This window comes from Pirellulales bacterium (genome assembly GCA_019636335.1).
GTDB lineage: Bacteria > Planctomycetota > Planctomycetia > Pirellulales > JAEUIK01 > JAHBXR01.
In genome coordinates this window covers 139,682-159,661 of the sequence record JAHBXR010000005.1, presented here as the reverse complement: position 1 = coordinate 159,661, position 19,980 = coordinate 139,682, and the positions used below count along the sequence as shown (strand labels likewise).

General features: G+C 62.7%; 5 protein-coding genes. 3 read left to right on the top strand and 2 right to left on the bottom strand.

Features of this window, described 5'->3' with window-relative positions; all coding sequences use genetic code 11:
• The first annotated feature begins 7 nt into the window (after nt 1-7).
• The 3 genes from KF708_07270 (at nt 8) to KF708_07260 (ending at nt 16,753) form a co-directional block, all read left to right on the top strand.
• Complete coding sequence (locus KF708_07270; GenBank protein ID MBX3412470.1) at nt 8-9,100, top strand: hypothetical protein; 9,093 nt, start codon at nt 8-10, stop codon at nt 9,098-9,100.
• A gap of 110 nt (nt 9,101-9,210) precedes the next feature.
• Nucleotides 9,211-15,231, top strand: coding sequence for a proprotein convertase P-domain-containing protein (locus KF708_07265; GenBank protein MBX3412469.1), 6,021 nt, complete (start codon nt 9,211-9,213; stop codon nt 15,229-15,231).
• Between the two features lie 289 nt (nt 15,232-15,520).
• Entirely contained in the window at nt 15,521-16,753 is a 1,233-nt protein-coding gene (locus KF708_07260; GenBank protein ID MBX3412468.1) for a BBP7 family outer membrane beta-barrel protein, read from the top strand.
• A 37-nt stretch (nt 16,754-16,790) separates the two neighbouring features.
• On the opposite strand, the gene KF708_07255 is transcribed toward KF708_07260, so the two are convergent.
• Both KF708_07255 and KF708_07250 read right to left on the bottom strand, forming a co-directional pair.
• Entirely contained in the window at nt 16,791-17,342 is a 552-nt protein-coding gene (locus KF708_07255) for an O-acetyl-ADP-ribose deacetylase (GenBank protein MBX3412467.1), read from the bottom strand.
• Nucleotides 17,343-17,650: 308 nt separating this feature from the next.
• Entirely contained in the window at nt 17,651-19,150 is a 1,500-nt protein-coding gene (locus KF708_07250; GenBank protein MBX3412466.1) for an ammonium transporter, read from the bottom strand.
• Nucleotides 19,151-19,980: the final 830 nt, after the last annotated feature.

Genomic DNA, 19,980 nt, shown 5'->3' with positions numbered 1-19,980 from the left:
TGAGACGATGTCGATACTTTCGTGGCGGAAACGTGCGGCAGCCATGCGCCGCAAGACACCCAAGGGCGGCGCATTGCGCGGGGGTGAATCGCTCGCGCGCGGACGGCGCACCATGCTGCACGAACCGCTCGAGGCGCGGCAACTGCTGGCCGTGTCGCCGCTGGGCAATCAGTTCCAGGTGAACCCCGCCAGCAGCTCGCAATACGTGCAATTGCTCGCCCGACCCAGCCAGTCATTCCCAGATGCCGCTGATGGTTCGGGCGTCGAAGCCCGCAATCAGGCCGTGGCGGTCGATCACGACGGCGACTTCGTCGTCGTCTGGACGAGCTATCTCGACCAGGACGGGAACGGTCAGGATGGCGACGGCGCCGGCGTCTACATGCGCATGTTCAACCGCCAGGGCGTGGCCATTACGGACGAAGTGCAGGTCAACACGTTCACCGAAGGCGATCAGCGCAACGCCTCGGTGGCGATGGACGCGGACGGCGATTTCGTCATCGTCTGGGAAAGCTCGCAGCAGGACGCCTACGACGGAAGCGCGGGTATCTATGCCCAACGCTTCAATTCGCGCGGCCAGAAGGTCGGCGCCGAATTCCAAGTGCACGCCACGACCATGCACGATCAGCTTAATCCTGCCGTGGCGATGAATGCCGATGGGCAGTTTGTCATCGCTTGGGAAACACGCGCGCAGGATTTCAGCTTTTTCAACGACGTCCGCGGGCAGCTCTTCAACTTCAACGGCGAACGAATCGGCAACGAGTTTCTCGTCAACGACATCAATATTCCGTCCTACCAGTACGAATCCAATCCCGCCATCGCCATGTCCCGCGACGGACATTTCGTGATCGTCTGGGAAGGAGACGGCAAGCTCGACGGACTGATCGATTCCGATATTCTCGGCCGGGTTTACTCGCCATCCGGGCTGCCGATCGGCACTCAGTTCACGGTCAACGTCAGCAGCGCGGCCTACACGACCACGTTCGGCCCCGGCATCGACATCGAGAATATCCCGCCGCAATTGGCCGCCACGCAGCAAACGCAGCGCAATGCGGCCATCGCGATGGACGCGGACGGCAACTTCGTCGTGGTCTGGGAAAGTTTCCAGGACAACGACGTCATCGTGAACGCGCCTGGACCGGAGTCGTTCGGCATTTATTTCCGGCGGTTCATCTTGAACCCAGCGGCCGCCAACGGTGCCACGCCCGCCTCCCCCGTGGATAGCCGCGTGAACGTCGTCCTCGGCGATCCGACCCAGGATCCGTTCCCGATCAATCCGTTCTGGCTCAGCAATGACGTGCATCCCACGGTGGCAATGGATGCCGATGGCGACTTCGTCATCGCCTTCGAAGGGCAGGGCGCTTACGACTTGTTCGGCTATACCGATTTCGATTCGCGCGGCATCTGGATGGTGCGCTATCATGCCGCCGCGGTCTTCCCCGCCGTCGGCGCGAACAACACGACCAACGCCGAGTTGCCCGGCAGCCTGACCTTCTTCCCGCAACGCGTCAACACGACGACCGCCGGCATTCAACGGCATCCGTCGATGGCAATGGAACCGGACGGCGATTTCATCATCGTGTGGGACGGCTCCGGTCCGGGCGATACCCAGGGCATCTTCGGTCAGCGTTTCAATGAATCGACCGACACCGCCGGCGCCTTGGTGACGGACGTCTACCTGAACGGCAAACGCCTCAAGGAGGGGGATCAAGTCATTGAAGCGGGTGTGAGCCAGGTGGCCGTCATCTTCGACGAGCAACTTTCGATCGCCGGCGGTGCGACCGGCACGCACAGCGTGCTCAATCCGAACAACTGGTCCTTGTTCCGCGATGGCACCGAGGTGCTCGGCGGCGTGCGCAACGTCAGCTTCTCGCTCGATCCCGCGACGAACAAGTGGACGGCGATCGTCACGCTCGATTCCGACGGCCCCTTGGGCCCGCCGGGATCGGCCACGCCACTCGTCGATGGCAACTACGTCCTGATCGCGCGGCGTACGATTCGCGACGTCGTGGGCAATCCGCTGCAAAGCCGCGGCTCGGTGACGCTGAGCGCCGAGGCGACCAAGAACGGCTTCGATTTCGTACGCAACTTCAATGTGACGGTGCCGATCAGCGTCGATACCCGCGTCAATACGACCACCAACGGCGCGCAGAGCACGCTTCCCGAAACGGGCAAGGCCGTCGCGCGCGATGGCGACGGCAACTACGTCGTCGTCTGGAGCGGCAACGGCACGCAGCCGGGGCAGGCCGACTCGCAAGGAGTCTTTTTCCAGCTTTACGATCGCGACGGGACGCCGATCGGCGGCGAGATCCGCATCAACACGATTGCCACCGGCACGCAATCGAACGCGGCCGTGGCCATGGACACCGACGGCGACTTTGTCGTCACCTGGTCGAGTTATGGCCACGATGCCACCAGCGGCTGGGATGTCTTCGCCCGGCGCTTCGACGCGCGGGGCAATGCCCGCGACGCGACCGAGTTCCGCGTCAACTCCACCGTGCAGGGCATTCAACGCTTTCCGACGGTCGCCATGGACGTCGATGGCGACTTCGTGGTCGCCTGGCAAAGCTATCTGCAAGACGGAAGCGGCTACGGCATCTACGCGCAGCGTTACACCTCGGCCGGCGAGCGGCTCGGCGGCGTCAACGAGCAGCAGCGCATCCGCATCCTGGGCGAGCCGACGACGGGTTCGTTCCGCCTGCGCCTGGGGAACGATGCCGGCGCTCCGGTGACCGCGCTGATCACCTATTCGACGACGGACCGTGACGACGTCACCGCCCAAAAGATCGAAGACGCGCTGCGCGCCCTCGGCATCGAGGTCGAAGTCGATGCGCGCAGTTCTTCGGAGTTCGCCGTCACGTTTATCGGCAAGGGAGGCAGCCTCGATCGTCCGCAGCTCGTGCCAGTCAATCCGGTCTTCGTCGACGGCACGAACTCGACGGTGGCCGTCAACACCACGATCCCGGGCGTGAGTGGCGAGTTCCGCGTCAACGAGACGACTTTCCAGAACCAGCGTTTCGCCTCGGCCGCCGCCGACGCGTTCGGCAACTTCGTCATCACCTGGACCTCGAACGCGCAGGACGGCGATCTCCCCTTCGACACGAATATCTACTATCGGCGTTTCAGCAGCTCGGGCACGCCACTGTCGGGCGAATTGCGCGTCAACGTCAACGATACGATCAATGTGCCGAACACCGGCCTGAGAACGGTCGATCATCAATCCGGATCGCAGATGTATTCGCGCGTGGCCATGGATGCCAATGGCGACTTCGTCATCACCTGGACCAGTTATGGCACCGACGGATCTGGCAACGGTTATGGCCCCGGCGTGGGTGGTCAGAATGGCGTGTTCGCCCGGCGTTTCCGTCCGGACGGCACCGACCAGACCGTGGCGCATCCGGTGACGAACGAGCAGGTACGCATCTTCCGGGTGAATACGTTCACGGATGGAAATCAGCAGTACTCGAGCATCTCGATGACGCCGGACGGCACTTTCGTCATCGTCTGGGAGAGTTATCAGGACGACGGCGCCCCGGTAAACGGCATCCCCGATAGCTTCGGCGTCTACGCCCAACGTTACGCGCCGAACGAGGCCGTGGGAAGCATTTTGTTCGGTCGGGCGGGTGAGATCGGCTCGGAGTTCCGCGTGAACTCGACCATCGTAGGCGATCAACGCTTCCCCTCAGTGGCGATCGATCACCAGGGGAGTTATGTCGTCGTCTGGACCAGCGTCGGCCAGGACGGCTCGGGCGACGGTATCTACGCACGTCGTTTCGGTCAACGTGTCGACGTTGTGCCGCCGACGGTCGCCGATGGTTTCGCCGGGGGAGCGAAGATCACTCCGAACCAGCCGGTCGACGCGACGAACATCACCGAGATCGTCATCACGTTCAGCGAAGAGATGTCGACCGAAGGTGGCGACACCGGCTTCAACAGCGTGCTGAATCCCGACAACTGGTTCCTCTTCTACAACGGTGGGTTGTTGACCGACGTGATTGTCGACATCACGTTCGGCTTCAATCCGAGCACCGGCAAATGGGAAGCACGCCTCTACCTCGATGGCGACGTGTCGGAGCCGGGCATCCAGCCGCTGCTCGACGGCGATTACACTCTTGTGATTTCGGACCGCATCACCGACGTCGAGGGGAATTTCCTCGACGGCAACTACGACGGTCTGCCCGGTGGCCCCTTCGCGGTCAACTTCTCGGTCTTGCCCGAGCAAGCGCAAGCCCAGATCGAATTTCCCGTTAACTCGACGGTGCCCGGCGCACAGCGGACGGGGGGCTCGCGCACGGTGGCAGTCGATGCCGACGGAGATTTCGTCGTCGTCTGGACGTCCTACGGGCAGGATGGAGACGCGTCGAGCCAGGGTAACATCTACGTTCAGCGCTTTACCCGCGATGGCGTGCCGCTCGGGGGCGAATTCCGCGTCAACTCGGCCGCGGGCGGGGATCAATCGTTCTCCGTCGGTCACCAGAATGCGCCCAGCATTGCCATCGATGCCGACGGCGACTTCATTGTCGTGTGGTCGGGCTTTGGACGGGATGGCGATCTGGCGTCAGAGTCGAACATCTACGCACGACGCTTCAACTCGTCGGGCGTGCCGCAAGGCAATCCGTTCCTGGTCAACCAGACGATCGGCGGCACGCAACGAGAAGCGTCGGTGGCCGTCGACGTCGACGGCGACTTCTTCATCGTGTGGTCCAGCTCGGGACAGGATGGCAGCGGCTATGGCATCTACACCCGCGCCTACAATTCGGCGGGCCAGGCCGTCACGAACGAAGCACGCGTCAATGTGACCACCGCGGGCAATCAGCAGGCTCCGGTCGTGGCGATGGGCGCCCAAGGCAGCGTCGTCTTTGCCTGGACCACGCCCGACCTGGTCGGCATCGGCACCGACATCGTCGCCCGGCTGCTGCTGCCCGATGGCTCGCTCAGCACAGAGTTTATTGTCAACTCCGGAACGGCCACGAATCCCATCGGCCGACTCGGTGTGCAGAAGAGTCCCGCGATCGGCATCGATCTGTCGGGTGACTTTGTCATCGCCTGGAGTAGCGCGGGACAGGATGGCAGCGGCTACGGTATCTTCGCGCAACGCTACAACGCGGCCGGCGTCCCCCAGGGAGTCGAGTTCCAGGCGAACGTCTCGGTGCTGGGCAACCAGGAAATGCCGTCCGTTTCGCTGGACCATGACGGCGATTTCATCATTGCCTGGAGCGGCAATGGCACGCAGGCGGATTCCGAGGATCAGTCGGGCGTCTTTGCTCGTCGCTTCGCCGCGGACGGCACGCCGCTCGCGCCCCCGTTGGGGGCCGATGGCGTCGATGAATTCCGCGTCAATACGACGATCGTCGGCACGCAGCAATTCGCCTCGGTGGGAGTCGATGGCGAAGGGGATTTCGTCATTGCCTGGTCGGGCGCGGGCATTGGCGAATCGGGGGCCGGTGCTTCGGGGGTCTTCGCTCGCTTGTTCAACATCTCGGGCGACAATGCTGGCCCGATCGTGACCGATGTGCAAGTTGCCGACGCGCAACTGAAGTCGGGCACGGTCATGACGAGCACCTTCTTGCAGATGAAGGTGATCTTCAGCGAGAGGCTCTCGCAAGTAAACGGGAATCTCGGCTTCGATAGCGTGACGAATCCGGCCAACTGGTCGTTGTCGCGCAATGGCGTCGAGCTGCCCGGCGCCATCACCCACATCGAGTTCGGTTTGAATTCCGTGACGCAGAAGTGGGAAGCGATTCTGTCGCTCGATGGCAACGGCTTCGCCGGCGGAACCATTCCGCTCGAGCCGGGTGCTTACATGTTGACGGTGCGTGACTTTATCGCCGACACGTCGACCAACTTCCTCGACGGCAACTACGACGGTCTGCCCGGCCTGAATTACAACCACTTCTTCACGATTGCCGACCTCGGTGGTACGGGAGGGGGGGGCCAGGGGGGCCAGCCGGTGGGCGCCGGTGGCGAGTTTGTCGTCAATACGACCTTCGCTGGCACGCAAAACCAACCGGCGGTGGCCATGGATGGCGCCGGCAACTTCGTGGCAGTCTGGCGCGGCCCCACGACGCTGCCGTCGTCGGCCGATCCGACGATTGTCATCCCCGCCGGCGCGACGTCGGTCTTCTTCCAGTTGTTCGATGCCGCCGGCAACAAGATCGGAACCGAACAGCAGATCATCGAGTCTGCGGCTGTCTCGTCGATCAATCTGGCCCCCGCGGTCGCTCGCGATCGCGATGGTAACTTCATGATCGTATGGACGGGCTCTGGTCCCCATGACTCGGTGGGCATTTATGCCCAGCCCTTCACGCCGACCGGCACTCCGCGCGGTGCGCCGTTCCTGGTCAACACGTTCACGCAGGGCTTGCAATTTGAACCGGCGATCGACATGGGGCCGGGGGGTGACTTCGTCATCTCGTGGACCAGTTCGGGACAAGACGGCGATCTCGACGGCGTCTACGCCCAACGCTACGGCTCGAATGGCTCGAAGATCGGTGGCGAGTTCCGCGTCAACAGCACCTCGGCCAATCGCCAGGATCAATCGCGCGTGGCGCTCGATCACAACGGCAACTTTGTGATTATCTGGGAAAGCTTTGCCCAGGACGGCAGCTCGTGGGGTATCTTCGGCCAGCGTTACAACGCGGCGGCGCAGCCCGTGGGTGGCGAGTTCAGCGTTAATACGACCACCAATGGCCCGCAACGTCTGGCCGACGTTGCCATGGACGCTGACGGCGATTTCGTCGTGACGTGGCAATCGCTCGGCCAGGATGGCAGCGGCTACGGCATCTATGCACGGCGTTTTACCCGCACGGGAGGAGCCGGCGATGAGTTCCGAGTCAATGCGACGACGTTGAATTACCAGCAGACGCCGTCGATTGCGATGGATGCCGCGGGCAACTTCACGATCGTCTGGACCAGCTTCGGTCACGACGAGGATGGCAACGGTACCAAGGACGGCAACGGCATCTATGCCCGCTCGTACCGAGCCGATGGCATCGAAGTGACCCGCGCCGGCACGAACACGCCCTTGGGCGAGTATCACATCAACGAACGCGTCGAAGGGGACCAGACACAGCCTGCCATCGCCATGGATTCGAATGGCAACTTCGTGGTCATCTGGACAGGGCAGGATGCGACGCCGATCGGTACGAGCACGGGCATCTTCGGCAAGCGTTTCCGTGTCAGTGCCGCGCAGACGATCGTCGGCGTCGGCAGCTCGGGCGCCGGGCAAAGCGGCGGCACGAGCGGCAACGTCCCGGTCAATTCCAGCTCGGGCGGCTCGTCGGGCTCCAGTGCCGGCAGCAGCAATGCCGGCGGCAGCAACTCGGGCGGCGGCAATGCCAATACGCAGGTGGCGCCCCCCCCCACGGAAATGACCGTCAACGGCACGACCGGCTTCGATCTCTTCGAGTTCATCGCCGGCCCGACGCTGGCCAGCTCCACGTTGCGGTTGAACGGCAAGGTGATCAACGTGCCCCAATCGGTCACGAGCTTCCGCCTGAATGGTTTTGGCGGCGGCGATCGCGTCGTGATCAACGGCTCCGACGCCGATGAGATCGCCGAGCTGTGGGCTGGTACGGTGAAGTTCCGCGGCAGCGGCTATGAAATCGTGGCGGCGGACATGCCGAATATCAGCGTCTTCGGCAACGGCGGCAAGAACACGATGATCATCCACGGCAGCTCGAGGTCCGAGGTGCTGACCATGACCGCGTCGCGTACGACGCTCGCCGCGCCGGGAGTGTATTCGAACGAAGGGTACGGCTTCGCCCACACCGAGGTCTACTCGGGCGGCGGCAACGATCAGGCCCGCCTGTTCGATACGCCGGGCAACGACGTGCTGACCGCCTCGGCGAGCTCGGTGCGGCTGAGGGGCGCCGGTTACGACAATCGCGCCTACGGCTTTGCCCAGGTCGAGACGACCGCCAGCGTCGGCAATGACGTGGCCGTGATGTACGGCTCGGCCGGCAACGACGTGCTCATCGCGGCGCCCGGCAACACGCGGCTCTACGGTGCGGGCTTCGACAACCGTGCTTACGGCTTCCGCCAGATCGAAGCCAACTCCTCGGGCGGCAAAGACTTCGCGCAACTCTACGATTCGGCCGGCAACGATGTACTCATGACCTCGCCGTCGAATTCGCGGCTCTACGGCGCCTCGTTCGACCATCGCGTCTACGGCTTCAATCAGGTCGAGTCGTATTCGCGATCGGGCAATGACGTGGCCTTCATGTACGACTCGGCCGGCAACGACGTGATGATGGCCGCGCCGAAGAACGTCCGCATGAACGGCGCCAACTTCGACAACCGCGCCTACGGTTTCTCCCTGGTCGAAACGCTTTCGGCCAACGGCAACGACGTGGCGCGCATGTACGACTCGATCGGCAATGACGTGCTGCTGGCCGCGGTCGGCAATGTCCGCTTGTGGGGAGGAGGCTTCGACAATCGCGCGTATGGCTTCCGACAGGTCGAAGGGTACTCCAACAGCGGCAACGACACCGCTTTGATGTACGATTCGGCCGGGGATGATACCCTCACGGCCGCGCCGCGGAATGTGCGTTTCGTGGGCAACGGCTTCGACAATCGGGCCATTGGCTTCGCCCACGTCGAATCGAACTCGCGCAGCGGCCTTGATACCGCCATGATGTACGACTCGGCGGGCAACGATACATTCATCTCGGGCGTCGGCACCGCGCAGCTCAAGGGCGTCGGTTTCGACAACCGGGCCTATGGCTTCCGCAAGGTACAGGCCATCGGCAGCGGCGGCGTCGATAGCGCGTCGATGTATGGCTCGCAAGGCGCCAACATCCTGGTGGCCGATCTCGCGCTCCAAACCACCAGGCTCACCACGGCCAACGTGGAAACCGTGGTCGAGCGGTTTGCGCAGGTCATGGCACAAGGCTCCGGCACGTCGCTGGATCAAGCCACGCTGATCGACAGCGTGCTCGACGATACGCTCATCGCCAATAATAATCTGGCGCAGGTGAGCAACGCCCGGACGACCGGGCAATTCTACAACTTCAAGAATGTGAAGGCGCAAGGGGGCCAGGGTGGCCAGAACAGCGTTACGGTGAATTCGATCGACTACGTGTTGGAGAATCACTGGAGTTGACGACGGCCGCCGATCGGTGCCGGCGGTAGGGCAATTCAGAGTACAATCGTCCGCTAGAAAACGACCCGTGCGGCTCCGCGCCGCGAATGGCGAAAAGAGACGGTAGACAGATGCAAATGCTTCGGAAGACCCCCCCTGCCTCGCGACGCAAACGCCTGTTCTGCATCGATCCGCTCGAAGAGCGCTCGCTGCTGGCGGTGACGGGGTTCGATACTTCGCTCGTCGATCCGGCCGGGAAGTTCAGCTTCGATCTGTCCGCCTTGCACCTCGAGCATCGTCAGTTTCTGCAGTCGCATCCCAACTTCGACGCCACGTTCGCGCCGCAGAATCTGAATCTGAACGTGCAATCGAACATGGTGAGCGTCTATGCGATCGCCAAGGGTGGCGAGACGAATCAACTGGCGACCGGCCTGCTTTCGCTGGGCCTGACCAACGGGCAGGCGCAGGGGGTGGTCGTGGCCGGCTACCTGCCCATCGAGTCCTTGGACGAGATGGCGCGTCTTTCGAGCCTGCAATACGCCTACCCGACCTACGCCGCGAAGACCAATGCCGGCGCCACCGTCAGCCAGGCGGACGTGGCCTCGAACGTCAACACGGCCCGCAGCCAGTTCGGCCTCGATGGAACCGGGGTCACCATCGGCGTCATTTCCGACTCGTTCAATGCGCTCGGCGGAGCCATTGCCGATGCCGCCACCGGCGATTTGCCCCCCCTCCATCAGATCAACGTGCTGCAGGATATCCCCTTCGGATCCGACGAAGGCCGCGGCATGATGCAACTCATCCACGATCTGGCGCCAGGCGCCCAATTGGCCTTCCATACCGGCTTCATCAGCCAGTTGGACTTCGCCAACGGCATCGAGGAATTGTCCACGGAAGCCGGCGCGCAGATCATCGTCGACGATATCGGCTGGGCCACGGCCCCTTGGTTTCAAGATGGCTTTATTGCCCGCGCCGTCGATAAGGTTGTCGCCGACGGTACGGCCTATTACTCGTCGGCAGGCAACAACGCGAATGATTCGTACACGAGATCTTACATCGCCTCGCGCAATTTCGCCGCCGGCGCCTTCGAGTCCGAAGACTTCGCCCCCGCGTTCCGAGGCGGAACGCTGCACCGCGACATCTTCAAGGTCGTGGTGCCAGACCGCGCCGGATTGGCGCTGGCCATGCAATGGGATCAGCCGTTCTTCTCGCAAACGCTCCCTCTCGACGGCACGCAACCTGGCTCTCTGAGCGATTACGATATCTATATCTTCGACAGCAACTTCGACCCGTTCGAGCCAGAACCGCAAGGGACCGTCGTTGCGGCCAGCAATAGCAACAATCTGGTCACGAACGGGAGTGGCGATCCTGTCGAATTCCTCTCGTTCTTCAACGGCGCGGACGTCAGTGGCGACACGTTCTACGTGGCCGTTTTCAAACGTTTCAACCCGGTCGTGCTCAACGTCGCATCGACCGACGTGCCGAGGGCCATTCCGAACGACGGCAACACGCTCACCTCGAACCTCGTCGTATTAAACCCCGGGGGAGTGGCCACCAACGCCATCATCACGGACGTCAACGTCCGCTTGCAGATCGATCACGAGTGGGATGAAGATCTCACCGTCTCGCTCGTCAGCCCGAATGGAACCGTGATCGAGTTGTTCGCCAACGTCGGTGGCAGTGGCAACAACTTCGGCACGCCAGGGTTCATGATGGGGCTGGATGACGAGGCCACCCTAGCGGTGGCCGAAGGCAATCCCCCCTTCGCCAACTTCTATATTCCTGCTGAAGCGCTCTCCCTGTTCGATGGAGAGTCTCCCTACGGCACGTGGCAGTTGTTGATTACCGACAACGATAGCCATGCCTCGGAAACGCCCGTGCCGCCGAATTCAGGCACGCTGCAGCGGTGGTCGCTGCAAATCACCACGGATGCCGATCCCACGCCGAATGCGAATATCCTCAAGATTTTGCACTGGGGTGGCGTACCGGTTCCGTCGATCGACGGCTTTGCTTCCGTTTCGGGTTCCTCGACGATCATCGGTCATCCGAACGCCCTCGGCGCGCAAGCCACGGGCGCGGTGTTCTACCAGAACGCACCGGGCTTCACGGGCAACCCCTTGGTGAACGAGGCCTTCTCGTCGCTGGGTGGTACTCCCATCGTGTTCGACACCTTCGGCACACGGCTCGCCACGCCCGAGATTCGACTCAAGCCCGATATCTCGGCGCCTGACGGAACGAATACAACGTTTTTCCCTGGTCCCCGTACCGGGCTTCCCTTCCTCGATTTCGATGTGGAGGGAGATGGCTTTCCCAACTTCTTCGGCACGTCGGCCGCAGCACCGCACGCAGCAGCTATTGCCGCTTTGATGCGACAGGCGGTTCCCGATGCCGCGCCTTGGGAAATCTATACCGCCATGCAGCAGTCGGCGATCGACATGTACGGCTTCGGTCACGACTTCCTGAGCGGCTATGGCTACGTGCTGGCCGACGAGGCCATCAAGGCGCTCGGTACGCTGCGGCGGGGGTCCGTCGAAGGGACGAAGTTCATCGACCGCGATGGAGATGGCGTGCGAGATGCCGACGAGCAGGGCTTGCCCGGCTTCACCATGTACCTCGACATGAATCTGAACGGGGTGCGGGACGAGATCAGCCAGACGTTCCATTCCAAGACGTTGCCGCAACAGATCATCGACGCCTTGCCGATTTTCGGCCTGACGACGACGATGCAATTTCCGGCGACGGTCTACGGCATTCCGACCTCGACGCTGGTGGATGTCGACGTCTTGCTGACGATCGAGCACGATGCGGTGCAAGACCTCGACGTGTTCCTCATCAGCCCGACGGGCCGGCGAATTCAACTCTTTGCCGATATCGGCGGCAATCTCGACGACTTTCTCGGCACGATTCTCGACAGCGAGGCGTCGACCTCGATCGCGGCGGGAACGGCGCCGTATACCGGACGCTACCGTCCCCAAGAATCGCTCGTGCCCCTCTACAACGAGGATCCGAACGGTATCTGGTGGCTCGAGGTGACCGACGATACCACGCTGAATAAGGGAGTGATCTACGATTTCGGCCTGGCCATCCGCTATCTCGAGCCGACCGCCACGACGGACAGCCAAGGCCAGTACAAGTTCTCGAACCTGCCGATCGGCTCCTACACCATCGCCGAGTTGCCCCAGAACGGATGGCAGCAGACGACCTTCTCCGGAGCTGCTGCCAAGCCGCTGATGGTCACCGAGATCGACGCGGGAAACAAGGACGGCTTCGAGATTCAGAACGTCTCGGACTCGGTGCTCGATACTCGGGGTTGGTTTGTCGCCATCAGCGACGCCCCCTTCGGTAATATCAACGAGTTCAACTCGGTCGTCTGGCAATTGCCCGACTCGATCGGGCCGCGCGAGGTCCTCTACCGTACCGACTCACCCTCGGACCATTACTTTGGCGCGAATATCTTCTGGAACACGAACAACACCCGCATCGGTAGTGGCTGGGTGATGATCGTCGACAACAATGGAAAAGTCGTCGATTGGGTCGGTTGGGGATGGACGCCCGATGACATCGCCAGCTTCGATGTCACCGTCCAAGGCGTCCATGTCAAAGGACTCCATGGAAGTTGGACGGGGGCCGGCGCCGATCGTTCCGGCCTCGGTACCCTGCAGCGTACTGGAAACAAAGATACGAACACCTCCAGCGATTTCCGCTGGTTCAATTCGCCCAGCATGGGCGAGCAAAATTACCTGGCAGGGTTGGTCCTGCCGGTCGCCAGCGCCGTCAACAGCCAGAATGTCACCTTGATCGGCAATTCGCTGACTCTGACCGGCCAAGACTTCGGCAATCGTTTCGTCGGCGCGAATCCGAAGGTCGTGGCCAGCAGTCCCGCCGCCATCTCGGCCGCCCCATTGAGCTTTATCGACATCGTCTATTCCGAGCCGATGAATGCCGGCAGCTTCACCTTGGCCGATATCGTCAGCTTTACGGGCCCAGGCGGTAGCCTGCTGGCGTCGATCTCGGGCATCACTCCGCTGCTCGGCGGCACGGTCTTCCGCGTGAACTTCACGCCGCAGTCTGCCGACGGCACCTATACGATCGTCGTGGGCCCCGATGTCACGGCCGCCGACAACAACGCCAGAGTCGACCAGGACGGCGATGGCGTGCCGGGCGAGGCGACCGACGACCGCTACTCGTACAGCATCGTGCTCGGCAGCGCCGCGATCCACGGCACGACCTGGCACGACGTGAACGGAGATGGCATTCGCGATCCCGAGGATCTGGGACTCGCGGGTTGGACGCTCTACGTCGATGCCAACTCGAACGGCGATCTCGATTCTGGCGAACGCACCGCCGTGACCGATGCCGACGGCAACTACCAGTTCCTCAACCTGCCGGCGGGCAGCTATACGATCCGCCAGGTCGTACAACCGGGCTGGGAGCAAACCTTCCCGTTGGCAAACGCGCCGCAGATGGTCAGCGTGCTCGCCGGCGAGGTCGTGAACGACATCGACTTCGGCAATCAGCAGACGGTCGTCATGGCCCTCTTCGCCAACCTGGGCGCCGTGACGAATCAATGGGTGGGCAATCTCAACCTGGCCCGTCGGCCGGAGAACTACCGCTTTACCACGGCAACCGGCGGCATCCTCACCGTGGCGCCACGATTCTCTCCCGGCGCCGGCAACGTTCGCATCACGGTCTACGACGCCCAAATGAACGTCGTGGCCACGTCGAATGCCGGCGCGCGGCTCGACCTGCCCACCACGGCTGGCGCCACCTACAACATCAGCATCGAAGGCACGAACACCAACGTCGACGTCTTGCTGGCCAACGTGGTCGAGCAGGTCGGTAGCACGGTCACCGTACACGGCACCGCCGGCGACGACGTGTTCTACTTCACCACCGGCGCCAAGCACCGCATCACGGTCAATGGCGCTAGCTACGAGTATGATCCGGCGACGGTGACCAACATCATCTTCGACGGCGCGGGGGGGAATGACTATGCGATTCTCACCGGCTCGGCGCAGGCCGATCTCGTCCGATTCGGACCAGGCACGGGCAAGCTCTTCGGCCCCGGCTTCCTGGTCGACGTGCGAGCGGAGCGAATCGAAGTCAACAGCGGCGGCGGCGTTGATTCGGCGGTGTTCGAGGACTCGGCAGGTGCAGACACCCTCGTGACGGGTGCCGCCGTGTCCTATATGGTCGGTCCCGGTTTTGCTAATGCGGCCATCGGTTACCAGGTCGTTCGCGCCACATCCACGGCCGGCGACGATGTCGCAATCATGCAAGACTCGGCCGGCAACGACACCTTCGTCTCTACGCCGGCCGTCGCCGCATTCTACGGTGTGGGCCTGGACCACGAGGCACGCGGCTTCCGCACCGTGCGCGCTCGCGCCAGCAGCGGCAACGACACGGCCTGGCTTTACGACTCGACCAGTGTCGATACGCTCGTCACGCGACCCGAGTGGACCTCGTTCCAGGGAGCGGGCTTCGACCACGAAGCCCGTGGCTTCGATGTCATCCGGGCCCGAGCCAGCAGTGGCAATGACATTGCCATCATGCTCGATTCGGCGGGAGACGATACGTTCGTCACCACCTTCGAATGGGCGTCGCTGAAAGGCGCCGGCTTCGATCACGAGGCCCGCGGCTTCCAGACCGTTCGCGGGCGTGCCAGCAGCGGCAACGACTTGGCCGTAATGTACGACTCGACCGGCAACGACACGCTGGTGACTCGCCCCGAGTGGACCGCCCTGCAGGGGCCCGGCTTCGATCACGAGGCCCGCGGCTTCGGTGTCATCCGCGCCCGGGCCACGGCCGGCGGATTCGATCAGGCCATCATGCTCGATTCGGCCGGAAACGACTCCTTCGTCGCTCGGCCCGAGGCGGCTCAAATGATCGGCTCCGGCTTCGATCACGAAGCCCGCGGCTTCGAGTCGGTGCGCGGGGTCGCCAGCACGGGCTACGATCGGGCGGTGCTGATCGACAGCGTGCTCGACGATCGCCTGACGGTTCGCCGCGATTACGCCGCCGTGCAGAACGCCCATTGGCTCGCCTGGGCGGTGAATTTCGACGAATTGACTGCCCGGAAAGAAAACGGCGGCAACAACACGAAGGTAGTCGACGCGGCGATCGGCTATCTCTTCAACGATCGTTGGAGCTAAAAACCGCTCCGCCAGGGCCGCTTGCCGTGCTGGCGCCAGGGTGCCAGCACGGCGGTAGCGATCGTATATTCTGGTTCCGCGGCTCTCTGTCTTGTGCCGGCACGCCATTCTGTGCCGTTCATCTCCACGCGAGCGGCAGCGACACCGTTTTCGGTAGAGTCTGCCTTTCTTACTCAACTCGCTTGCGCCGCAAGACCGATACTACCGGCACGGACCAGGCTCTTGCCTGAGGGCACATGGAGTCATGCGCTCGCGGGAGGCTTCAGCCGGGATGAACGGGACCATGTTGATGAACCGCATCAGAACGTGTCTGTTGGCGATGGTAATGGGTCTTGCAGCGGCTGCCCCCGCGGCGGCGCAGGACTTCCAATTCTTTGCGCCGGCGGATCTCAGTGAGTACGGCAGCGGCGTGCATGCGAAGGAAGGCTTCTTCTTCACCTTCGATCTGCTGCAGTGGACGATCACCGCGCCAGACACGGTGACCATCGGTCAGAACTATACCCGCACCGACGTATGGCAGGGGGGGTTCTTCATCGATGAAAACAGCACGATGAACACCGGCCCCTACGAGAATGACTTCACCGATGGCCAACGGATGGAACTCGGCTATGTCCGCGACCATACCGGCTGGATGTTCGGCATGTTCAAGCTGACGAGCCTCAATCAATACCTCGATCGTAGCAATACGACCGTGGTCCTCGAGGATCCCCCCTACGGACCGCTGGGCCTGGAACGCATTCAGGGCTTCGTGCAGTCCGGCGGTCAGGATTTCGATCACGACGTGAACGGCAACGGCGTCTTCGGCCGCGACGGCATCGACACGAGCGTGCCCCCCGATGGCGAGCCGGACGAGTTCGCACCCACCGACTTCGGAGACGACGTGCGGTTGCCCATGGTGTTCGACATGCTCACCACCAAGAACCGTACCCAACTCTGGGGCACCGAGCTGATGTACATGCTGCGGTCGAACCAGATGCACCACGGCGGATACTTCGAGCTGTTCATCGGCGGTCGCTACATGCAGTTCCGCGATACGTTCAACGTGCAGGGCTACGGCGGCATTTTGGACCGCAGCTTCTGGTTCACCGATGCCAAAAACAACCTGGTCGGCCCGCAGGTGGCCGCTCGCTGGTTTAATCAGACCGGCCGCATTACCTGGTCGGCAGAAGGCCGCTTCATGGCGGGCTTCAACTTCCAGGACATTTCGCAACAGGGACGCTTTGCCAGCAACCTGCAGCCAGGCGGTCGTGACGTGCCACTCGCCTTCGGTCCGACGTCGTTCGTCCATTCGCTCGACGAGAACGAATGGTCGCCGGTGGTGGAACTGCGCGCCCAGGCCTCGTATCAGTTGACGCGCGCCATCGCCCTGCGTGTCGGCTGGACCGGCATGTACATCGACGGTCTGGCACGTGCCAGCGCCCTGGTCGATTACCGACTGCCGACGATGGGCCTGATTCCGAACCAGATCACGCAGGACGCCTTCATCCAGGGGGTGAACGCCGGTATCGAAATCAACCGCTAGCGAGCGCCCCGGCCTGATGTCCAGACGCCACGAGCGGTCAACGGTCGAGCTCGCGCATCAACTCTTCCAGGGCCGCGGCGAAGGCCCCGTAGGCGCCCGCGTCGAACAGCACGAATCGCACGAGCTCGGGCCGCTGCTGGGTACGTACGAAGTCGATCGTCGTGCCCAGGGCGATGCGGCTGGCCTGATCCATCGGAAAGCGATAGGCCCCGGTACTCAGGGCCGGCAAGGCCAGCGAGCGGCAGGCAGCCGCTACGGCTAGTTCCAGGCACGTGCGGTAGGCCGACGCGAGCAGTTCGGTCTCGCCCTGACGGCCTCCCCCCCACACCGGCCCCACGGCGTGGATCACATGCCGCGCGGGCAACTCCCCTGCCCCGCTGATCACGGCGGAACCCGTCGGGCAGCCCTGGGGATAGCGCCGCTCCGTCTCCGCCATAATCGCCGGCCCACCCCGCCGGTGAATCGCCCCATCAACGCCACCCCCGCCAGCAAGTTCACTGTTCGCCGCGTTGACGATGGCGTCCACCTCTTGCAGCGTGATATCCCCCTGATGCAATTCGATCGTGGATTGCTCGATGGAGTATCGCAACAGAAGCTCTCCTGCTTGGATGAAATCGCCGATCGAACTTGAAGCCGCGAGCGCCGCACCCGTCGGTTGCCCGCACCGCCGCTGGTCGTATTGTAGACGACTCTAGCGGGAATAACGCTGCTGTGCGAATACTGCCCAGTCGGGTGGTGCAATACAGCAGGCGCAAACAAAAAACCTCCGACTTGGGTGACCGAAGTCAACCCAAGTCGGAGGCGTCCTTCTGGCTGGCGAAGCCAGATTCCGTTCAACGATGTCCGGCCGCCGCGGCGTACGCGTACGCCGCGAGCGGCGCGGAGATCGTGAGTTTTCTACACGTGCGACTCGGTGACGAACTGGAAGCCGTGGTAGGCCTCGTTGCCGTGTTCGCAGAAGTCAAGGCCTTCGTGCTCTTCTTCCGGCGTGACGCGGAGCCCGATGCTGGCCTTGATCGCAGAGAACAGAATGGCACCCATCACGATGGCCCAGACAAAGCCGGCGCCAACGCCGACGGCCTGACCGATCAATTGCTGGACGCCGCCTCCGTAGAACAGACCCGGGTACGGCGAGCCATCGCCCGTCCCCGTCGAGAAGAGACCGAGCGACAGCGTGCCCCACGCACCGCAGACGCCATGCACGGAAATCGCGCCGACCGGATCGTCGATCTTCAGATAGCGATCGAAAGCGACCACCGAGAGCACGACAAGGACCCCAGAGACACCACCAATAATGAACGAAGTGGGCACCGTTACCCAGGCACAGGGACAGGTGACACCTACCAGCCCCGCCAGGGCCCCATTGAGCGCCATCGTGGCCTCCCACTTGCCGAACATGTAGCGGGCGGTCAGCAAGGCGGCAATGCACCCCACGACGGCCGAGGCGTTCGTGTTCACCGTGACGTGGGCAATCAGGTTGGCGTCGGCCGACATGGTGCTCCCCGGATTGAAGCCGAACCATCCCAGCCACAAGATGAAAACGCCGAGGGTCACGAGTACCAGGTTGTGACCTGGAATCGCTTTGACGGAGCCATCGGCGCCGTACTTGCCGATGCGCGGGCCGAGAATGAACGCCCCGATCAGCGAGAGCCACCCCCCGATGCTATGCACGGTCGTCGAACCGGCGAAGTCGAAGAAGTTCCAGTTCGAGGCCAGCCAGCCACCCCCCCAGATCCAGTGCCCCGAGACGGGGTAGATGACGGCCGAGACGATGGCGCTATAAAGCATGTACGAGCCGAACTTCGTCCGTTCGGCCATCGCCCCCGAAACGATCGTGGCCGTGGTCGCGGCAAAGACAAGCTGGAAGAAAAACTTCGAATTCAGTGGGATCGTGGTCCAACTCAGCGAGTCCCAGTCGGCGTCGGGATTGAGCATCGCTCCACTCAGTCCTCCCCAAAAACCATTCGCATCGCCGCCGTTGGCGAACATGATGCTGAAGCCGACCAGCCAGTACGTGATGCTGCCGAAGCAGAAGTCGAGCAGGTTCTTCATGCAGATGTTCACGGCGTTCTTGGCGCGCGTGAGACCGGTTTCGACCAGCGCAAAACCGGCCTGCATCCACATGACGAGAAAGCCGGCGATCATGACCCAAATCGTGTCGACCGCCTGAGAAAGAGCGGGCAATGATTGGTTGAGGCCGCCAGGTTCTTCCGCAGGGGCTTCTTCGGCAGCCGCCTCTGCGGTCGCCGCGGCTTCGCCGGGTTCGTCGGGGGCTACGGCAGGAGCCTCTGCGGGAGCTTCGGCAGGCGCCTCCGCGGCGGGCGGGTCCTGCGCGATCGAACGATTCCACAGCACACTGCCCGTGGCCAGCAGGGCGGCAATCACCGCCCAGGTCATGACCCAACTCTTTCGGTCTTTACAAAAACTCATTTCGAACGACCTCCGCAAAGCTAGAAGGACAACCAAGACAACAACGCACCACGCGCGCAGCGGGAGCGCAGCCAGATCGCACAACAGAAAAACGGCGCGCGTTCAACACGCGCCGGCGCGGCGCATGCGAAGCAACGTTCCCGTCGCAGCTAAGGGGCAAACTTCGCGCAGGAGCAACCACGAGCACGAAGCGGACATCTCGGCACAGGCATGCGCAGACGCATGCGCACCGATGCCCAGTGGATGAGCGCCGCGGAGATTACAGGCCGCCGGCGCTGCTGGCGAAGAGTGTCAGATAGAGCGAATGCTCGGACACAGGAGAGAGCGTGTCCGTCTGGCCTAGCGTTGGTTTGATATGCATTGCAGTTGAGAACTGGTGCAAAACCTACTGCCTGATGAAGCCAATCCTTGGACACTCAAGTTACGCAGGGAACGCCACACGCAATTCGTGCGCCAATGCACGGCGCACGCGCGCAGCACCGCCTGCCAACGACCATGCAATGCAAGCACTTGCGCTTTTTCACAGGAATCTTTCAAGTTCCCTGCGCGCACGCACATGCCTGCTATGCCAGCAAGCCCTGTCGTGCGTTCGGGCGAAGTTGCCAAGCAGGCCGGCAAGAGCCGACCTGGGGCGAAGGGGCAGGTCGCGGTCACCCCCCATGCCGAATAGCCGTGCGAGTGGCGCAGTCTCTGGGAGTAGAGAATCGTCCGAGCAACCCGCTCGCGCAAAAAAAGGGCCCGCCTCGGAGGTCCTCCGCGACAGGCCGTGTACAGAGACAATGCTCTTGAAGCATGTA

Coding starts and splice junctions, on each gene's coding strand:
- KF708_07270 (MBX3412470.1), top strand. CDS start 8: ATGTCGATACTTTCGTGGCGGAAACGTGCGGCAGCCATGCGCCGCAAG.
- KF708_07265 (MBX3412469.1), top strand. CDS start 9,211: ATGCAAATGCTTCGGAAGACCCCCCCTGCCTCGCGACGCAAACGCCTG.
- KF708_07260 (MBX3412468.1), top strand. CDS start 15,521: ATGAACCGCATCAGAACGTGTCTGTTGGCGATGGTAATGGGTCTTGCA.
- KF708_07250 (MBX3412466.1), bottom strand. CDS start 19,150: ATGACCTGGGCGGTGATTGCCGCCCTGCTGGCCACGGGCAGTGTGCTG.